Origin of the sequence: Rhizobium sp. PL01, from assembly GCF_033447125.1 — a bacterium.
GTDB lineage: Bacteria > Pseudomonadota > Alphaproteobacteria > Rhizobiales > Rhizobiaceae > Pararhizobium.
This window is the reverse complement of sequence record NZ_JAWQUM010000005.1, coordinates 433458-439837: the sequence shown is the minus strand read 5'-3', so window position 1 is coordinate 439837 and position 6380 is coordinate 433458. Positions and strand designations below refer to the sequence as shown.

Below are 6380 nucleotides of genomic sequence, written 5' to 3'. Positions count from 1 at the left end.
TTGCCGACAGTAGCGCGACCATCGACAGCGTGGTTTCCAATCCGATCCGCCGCCTGAAGTTGATCAACTGGGTGCGCAATGTGGACATCAGCAGATGAAGCGCGTCCCGGACTTTCCCGTTCCCGGCCATATCGCCGGAATGATCCACGATCTCAGGAAATCCGGCCTGTCCACCAATGAAATCGCCGAGCAATGCCACCTGTCCCGCAACACGCTGTGGCGGCTGGCGCAAGGTGAAGCCCGCGATCCCGCCTATGCATCGATCGTCAAGATCGAAAAGCTTCACGGCAAGATCGCGAAGTAGGTTCACTATTCGGCAAGTTTGCTTATATGTAACAATGACTTAGCCATTTACCTTCAGGGTATATTCGGTATTCTGCCTTGGCAAAAGGAGAACACCATGACTGAAGAATTCACCGTCACTGACACCTTCGAAGGAATTTGTAACGCCACCCTTAGTCGTTTAGCTGATCGTTGCGTCGCAGCTAATTTCCAAAACCCGATCCGTATAGTTGCTGTCGATGCGGAAGGCGGGTTGATGTTTTGCCAAGTCGATTATTCGACCGATCCGCCATTGATGCCAACGATGGGGACAATCGCGGAAAAATTTCCTACGCGGTTCATCTCCACCGACTTTGACAGCAGTCAGCAGATCACAATGGTGATGACGAAAGAAGGTACTCGGATCGTTTGAAAATGAAGGTGGAGACTTTGGTTTCCACCTTTTTCAGTTCGGCCGACGCAACAGTCCACCCGGCCGACTTTCCCGCACCAGAACCGCCTGAACAGCCGTATCGATCCGCCTGCCAAGGGTTCGAGCATCGTCATTGCTGGCCGTCACCATTCCCGTCGAGACATCCACCTGAACATCGCCGAGATAGGTGTTGCCGCTGTTATTGCCGAGCCTGCCAGCCCGCGCGGTGCCTTTGGGAATGACCGTCTCGCCGCGCTGAAGGATCGCCGGGAATTCACCCGGTAGCAGACCGTTGTGAAGCCGTGGCGCGTTGGCAAAGATGGCCGGTGACACATTGCGGACCGCGTTCGAGCCGCCTGTCTTGGTGCCATGGTGCTTGACGCCAACGCCGACGCCCGCCACACCAGCGCCGCCAAAGAAGCCTGAGATCACCCCGCCAAGCGCGTTCTTCGCGAAGATGCTCTGGATCGCCATGTCGATGATCGTATCGACCACCCGGCCGAGCATGTTGTTGAATGCTTCGGCCGCCGAAACGCCATTCCTGAGATCGCTGACAAACCCGGAAACGGCATTCTTGGCAAGGTTGGTGTAGGCCTGTGGCCGTCCGCGTCCTGACTGATGATCATGGCGATGCCAGCGTTCACCAGAACGACCAGCGGCTCACCCGGCTTGCCCGCATGAACCGGGATGTCGTGGCGCATGCCGCCTGTCTCTGTCGGAATTGCTGCAATGGTGGTGCGGTTCATGATCAGCGTCCTTGTTTCAGTTCGTCGATGTCCAACTGAAGCTTGGCTATGCGCGACGGCGAGATCGGAATCAGCCGAAGTGTCCAGTGTGACGTGTTCCATGCCGCCATCCTGCATGGTGACGCCGATCCATGCGCGTTTGCCCTGATCTTTTACGCGCCAGATTTTACAGACGTTGACCTTGATGCCGTTGGCGGCGTGCCAGACTGCATGTCCCGCTTCATGAAGTGCGGCGTCGCGGCGAGGATATTCGAACGCCGCGTCGCCCTGCATCTTGAACGCAGTCGCCGCGAGACGCGACACGATAGTGTCAAATATTTCGAGCGTAGAACCGCTCATTCGATTTCTTATATCGCTGTTGTAACCGACAAAATCCCCGCTCATATCCATGCATTTTTCTCCCTGTTTTTTCCCTGCCAAATCTCTGAATTTTGCCTCACCCGCAAAAGTGCCCTTGAAAAAACACCAATGAAATCAATGGCCGCCAGAGCACAAGAGCACTTTCCGCGTTTTCACATAGGCTGTGTATAGGCGGGCGCGCACGTATAGTACTTCATTATAAATATGCTCTGAGTGCTCTGGTGGAGCATAAGGTATTGATTTTGCCTGATAAAACGAACAGAGCATTTCACAAGTGCTCTGTAATGTGCTCTGGCTGATCAAAAGTGCTCTGGTGATTTGGAGCGACAAAAGTCTGTCTCCCGTTGCTGTTAACCTTGCCACGTTTCCATCCCCAAAATTGCAGGATTGCCGATATCCGGCGCTGATCGGCAGTTCCAATTTTTGGCTTATCGATATCCAGCCCGAACTTGGCGATCTCATAGACGGTGGTTTCCTGACGGCCTTTGAGAAAGGTTTCCATCGGTACTTCCCATGCGTCCGCAACGCGCCGCGCGCTCTGTTCGGGCTTCATGAATTCGGCTTCAAAAGCCCGATCCGGCCACCAGTGAGCGCCGCTCCTGTAAAGGTGCACGGCTTCGGCAAAAAGCTGATCGCGATCCTTGGCGAGCGCGATCAGATCGAAGGTGGTTCCGCACTGTATTGGCCAGAAGCGACGGCCTCCGGTTCCATCCCTGAGATAGGTGTCATCGTTGGTGGTGCCGACGAAAGTGCACTGGCGCGGCTCATGCACTTCATCCCGGCCATAGGGCGGGCGATATTGCTCATGCTGGCGGGTGATGAAAGCTTTGAGATCGGAACTATCCGACTTCGACAGGGATGACAGTTCGGCAATTTCGATCAGCCATTTGTCCCTGAGATGGACGCTGCATTCCTTGTCGTTGGTGACGTCCGGCAAGCTGTCGCTGAAATAGTCGCCGCCAAGAACCTGGCACGCTTTGGATTTGAAAATACCTTGCTCGCCTTCCAGCACCATCATGTAGTCGTTCTTACATCCGGGCTGGTAGATACGGGCCACCATGCCGATCAGGAACATTTCACCGACTTTGGATGTGTACGGGCCATGTTTGGCCCCAAGGTAATAGTGCAGCCAGTTGAAGACGCGCGGCTTGCCGTCCCACTTCAGACTGTCCAGCCAGTCACGAACCGGATGGAAAGCAAAATCGCGGGCAACCTTTTCGACGCCATCACGCACATTGGCTTTGGACATTTTGGCGAGCCCCGCCAGCTGCAACCGGTTTTGCAGGATGAGCGTGTCGGTATCGTTGTAACGGCGAAAGGTGCCGTCATCGTCGATGACGACGGTTCGCAGCATCTCATCATAGGCATAGCGCCCGATCAGACGCGGATTTTCCTGAAGCGAGATGATGACATTTGCCGTGTCGAGATAGGGCTCGAACTTTTCTGGATCAAGCCGCCACTTGTCGCGCCAGTCGTTGCGCGCTCGCTTGGCCTTCTTCGGCTTGGATTTTTTGGCTACTTGCTGGATGCTATCGATCTTGCCATCCACGGCGGACTTCCTCTTCAGACAGCTTTGTCAAACCGAAGGAAGCGGCTACACTTGTAACCCTCCTGTCCCGCCTGCTAGTCACAGGCCACAGGAATGCTCCCCGGTTAGAACGGGTTGAGAACTGGCCGGTGAGCGATCACCGGCCATTTTTCGGTTTGGACAAAGCATGTCTGGAAACTAGGCCCGCGTTTTCGCGTGATCCGTATGATCCCAGTGTATCGCATTTCAAGCCGGGATGGAAACAGGATGCCACCCCGGCTCATTGCTCCAAATGTGCGGCCCATTTTCCAGATGAACCGCTGTGAGCGCTTCAGTTCTCACCTTGCCATCGTGGCGGATGTACAGGCAGCGTCAACCGTCGCAAAACTGGACGCGCGGCAACACTTGCCGACTGTTATCGATTGATGCTTGAGCATTGATCGATTGAATGGCAAGCCGTTCATTGTTGATTTGATTGATAATGAAGACGCAATCTGACAGCGGACGCATTCCGCCTCGTGTTAGGCCGCGTTTATAACCGGGTGAAAAGGGCGGTCGGTGGACGGAGTGACCGCGATTTTTCGGGTGGTCAAAATGACCACCCCAAAACATCCGAAACGCTAGCGGCTGAATACGGCGTCTCCGAGAAAACCATCCGACGCGCCGGAAACTTCGCGGCTGAGATCGCAAAGTCGCCGTTACCCCGCCGCCGACTCGATCCCTAGCGCGATCACGGCTTCCCCCATGGCTTCCCCCAAATTCAAATTTCAGTCTATATTCGTTGATTTCATTGACGAATAACTATGTACAATCTCTGTGACAAGCACAGAGATGACGGAAGATTTGGCAATCGCATGATTCCCAAATGACCTGCCGGCGGTGAGAGAATGACTTTCCCGGCAGTCTAGCCCTCGACCACAAGGCGGCGCGCTTTTGAAATCCTATGCTTACGGCAGCGGCCCCGGATGCATGTCGGTGCGGCCATCATAACGTTCGATGTTCAGCTCGAAGATATCGATGCCTTCGATGCAGCGGGCGTTGACCGACACCTTTTCACCGGGATAGCCGCTGCGCATCAGCGCAACGCCACATGTCGCGCAGAAATGGTGGCCTTCGGTGATGCTGCGCCAGACATAGGTGGAGATACGGCGCTTTTCGTTGACCAGCGTTATGCTGCTGGCCGGAACCTTCCAATGCAGGAAGCCCGAGCGGCGGCATGTCGAGCAGTTGCATTCGACCAGCTCGGAAATCTCATCATCGATTTCAAAGCAGATATCGCCGCAATGACAGGAAAGGCGATAGGGTCTTTTCATCGGTCATCGTCTCGCTTCAGTCACTCGACGCCTATCAATCCGCCTCTTGCGAGCGGTGTCAAGCGCGAGCGACGATCAACCGCCCCAAAAATGGTCAGCTGTAGATGTCGAGAACGCGGTTCCGATGATTGGGATGCGTCGAATAGACGAAGATGCGGTTGAGGTCACGCTCGGACATCAGGCGCAAAAACCGGGCTTCAATGATGTTGTTGGCGTGCACCCGCTTGACGATGCAGCCGACCATGCCGATGCGGGCACTGGGAACATCGAGATAGAAATTCTGCGGCAGCTTGAACTGCGTGGCAATACCGAGAACGGCGCTGCTTTTCGAGATTTTCAGGAGTTCACAGCGGCGGGAGGTGAGGTTGAGCATGCCATTTTCGGTATACTCGATCCGGGCATCGTTGCGGGTATCCTCCATCGGGAAATTGGCTTCCCGATCGTACATGAAGGACTCTTCCTTGCTGAGATATGTCGGTCTATCGGATGCCTGTCCCCGCATCATTCTGCTCCATGCACTTTGTTTTTTGAAACATTAGCGCTGGAGATTTAACAGAGCGTAAGCCGATGACCGATTCTGGCACAACACACATAAAAAACCCGCCCGGAACCACAGCCCAAGCGGGTCTTGAAGATATCACCCGATTCTACGTGCGGTAGCTTTTTCCGCTCGCATCGAACAGATGCAGCTTTGCCTTATCGGCGGTAAAGCGGACCTTTTCGCCGCGCTTGATGTCGAGGATGCCCGGCACCTTGGCAATGATCGGCTCGTTGGCAACAAGTCCTTCGATGTAGAGCAGTGTCACCTCGCCCAGGGCCTCGATGATGGCCACCGTGCCTTCGAACAGGAAGTTCTCGCCGGTCGAAACCCGCAGGTCCTCCGGCCGGACGCCGAAACTTGCCGCCTTGCCGTTTTCGGTCGCCGCCGTCGGAATGTCGAGAACGTCCTTTTTCCCGCCTGGCAACTCGACCGAGGTTTCTGCGCCTGTACCGACGATCTTGGCTGGAATAATATTCATAGCCGGCGAGCCAATGAACCGGGCGACGAAAAGGTTCGCAGGGCGCTCATAGAGTTCGAGCGGCGGCCCCACCTGTTCGATATGACCGGCCGAGAGCACGACGATGCGATCGGCGAGCGTCATCGCCTCCACCTGATCGTGGGTCACGTAGATCATCGTCGTATCCGGCATGGATTCGTTCAGCTTGGCGATCTCGATGCGGGTGGCGACACGCAGGGCGGCGTCGAGGTTCGACAGCGGCTCGTCGAACAGGAACACCTTCGGATCGCGGCAGATCGCCCGGCCGATGGCGACACGCTGGCGTTGACCACCGGAGAGTGCCTTGGGCAGGCGGTCAAGATATGCGGTCAGTTGCAGGATATCGGCGGCGGAGCGGACACGGCGGTCGATCTCTTCCTTCGATTCCTTGGCGATGCGCATGCCGAACGCCATGTTGTCATACACAGTCATATGCGGATAGAGCGCATAGGACTGGAACACCATGGCAATGCCGCGCTGCGACGGCGGAACCTCGTTGACCAGCCGTTCGGCGATATACATTTCGCCACCGGAAATTTCCTCGAGACCTGCGATCATCCGCAGCAACGTCGATTTTCCGCAGCCGGACGGGCCGACGAAGACAACGAACTCGCCCTGCTTGATATCCAGATCGATGCCATGGATGACATCCACCGCGCCGTAGGACTTGCGGATATTCTTCAGTTGCAAACCTGCCATGTC

Annotated in this window: 8 protein-coding genes; 2 read left to right on the top strand and 6 right to left on the bottom strand. The window is 55.7% G+C overall.

Annotated features, from left to right (window positions below; all coding sequences use genetic code 11):
* Positions 1-94 precede the first annotated feature (94 nt).
* Positions 95-304, top strand: a complete 210-nt coding sequence (locus R6X40_RS15325) for a hypothetical protein (RefSeq protein ID WP_318414639.1) — start codon at positions 95-97, stop codon at positions 302-304.
* Positions 305-400: 96 nt separating this feature from the next.
* Positions 401-694, top strand: a complete 294-nt coding sequence (locus tag R6X40_RS15320; protein ID WP_318414638.1) for a hypothetical protein — start codon at positions 401-403, stop codon at positions 692-694.
* A gap of 33 nt (positions 695-727) precedes the next feature.
* Here the strand turns inward: R6X40_RS15320 and R6X40_RS15315 are convergent, their stop codons facing one another.
* The 6 genes from R6X40_RS15315 to R6X40_RS15290 all read right to left on the bottom strand — a co-directional run bounded on the left by R6X40_RS15315 (position 728) and on the right by R6X40_RS15290 (position 6377).
* The gene (locus R6X40_RS15315) at positions 728-1168 is read right to left on the bottom strand and encodes a hypothetical protein (protein ID WP_318414637.1); all 441 of its coding nucleotides are present in this window, start codon (positions 1166-1168) and stop codon (positions 728-730) included.
* Entirely contained in the window at positions 1123-1830 is a 708-nt protein-coding gene (locus R6X40_RS15310) for a hypothetical protein (protein ID WP_318414636.1), read from the bottom strand. Before R6X40_RS15310 ends, R6X40_RS15315 begins: the two co-directional genes overlap by 46 nt.
* 238 nt (positions 1831-2068) lie before the next feature.
* The gene (locus R6X40_RS15305; RefSeq protein ID WP_318414635.1) at positions 2069-3349 is read right to left on the bottom strand and encodes a virulence-associated E family protein; all 1281 of its coding nucleotides are present in this window, start codon (positions 3347-3349) and stop codon (positions 2069-2071) included.
* 926 nt (positions 3350-4275) lie between these two features.
* On the bottom strand, positions 4276-4641 hold the full coding sequence (locus R6X40_RS15300) for a GFA family protein (protein WP_318414634.1): 366 nt from the start codon (positions 4639-4641) through the stop codon (positions 4276-4278).
* Between the two features lie 94 nt (positions 4642-4735).
* Positions 4736-5146 carry a hypothetical protein gene (locus R6X40_RS15295; RefSeq protein ID WP_412178386.1) on the bottom strand — a complete coding sequence of 137 codons (411 nt, stop codon included), beginning with the start codon at positions 5144-5146 and terminating at the stop codon, positions 4736-4738.
* A 142-nt stretch (positions 5147-5288) separates the two neighbouring features.
* A complete protein-coding gene (locus R6X40_RS15290) occupies positions 5289-6377 on the bottom strand; it encodes a sn-glycerol-3-phosphate ABC transporter ATP-binding protein UgpC (protein ID WP_318414633.1) in 1089 nt (362 codons plus the stop codon).
* Between the last annotated feature and the right edge of the window lie 3 nt (positions 6378-6380).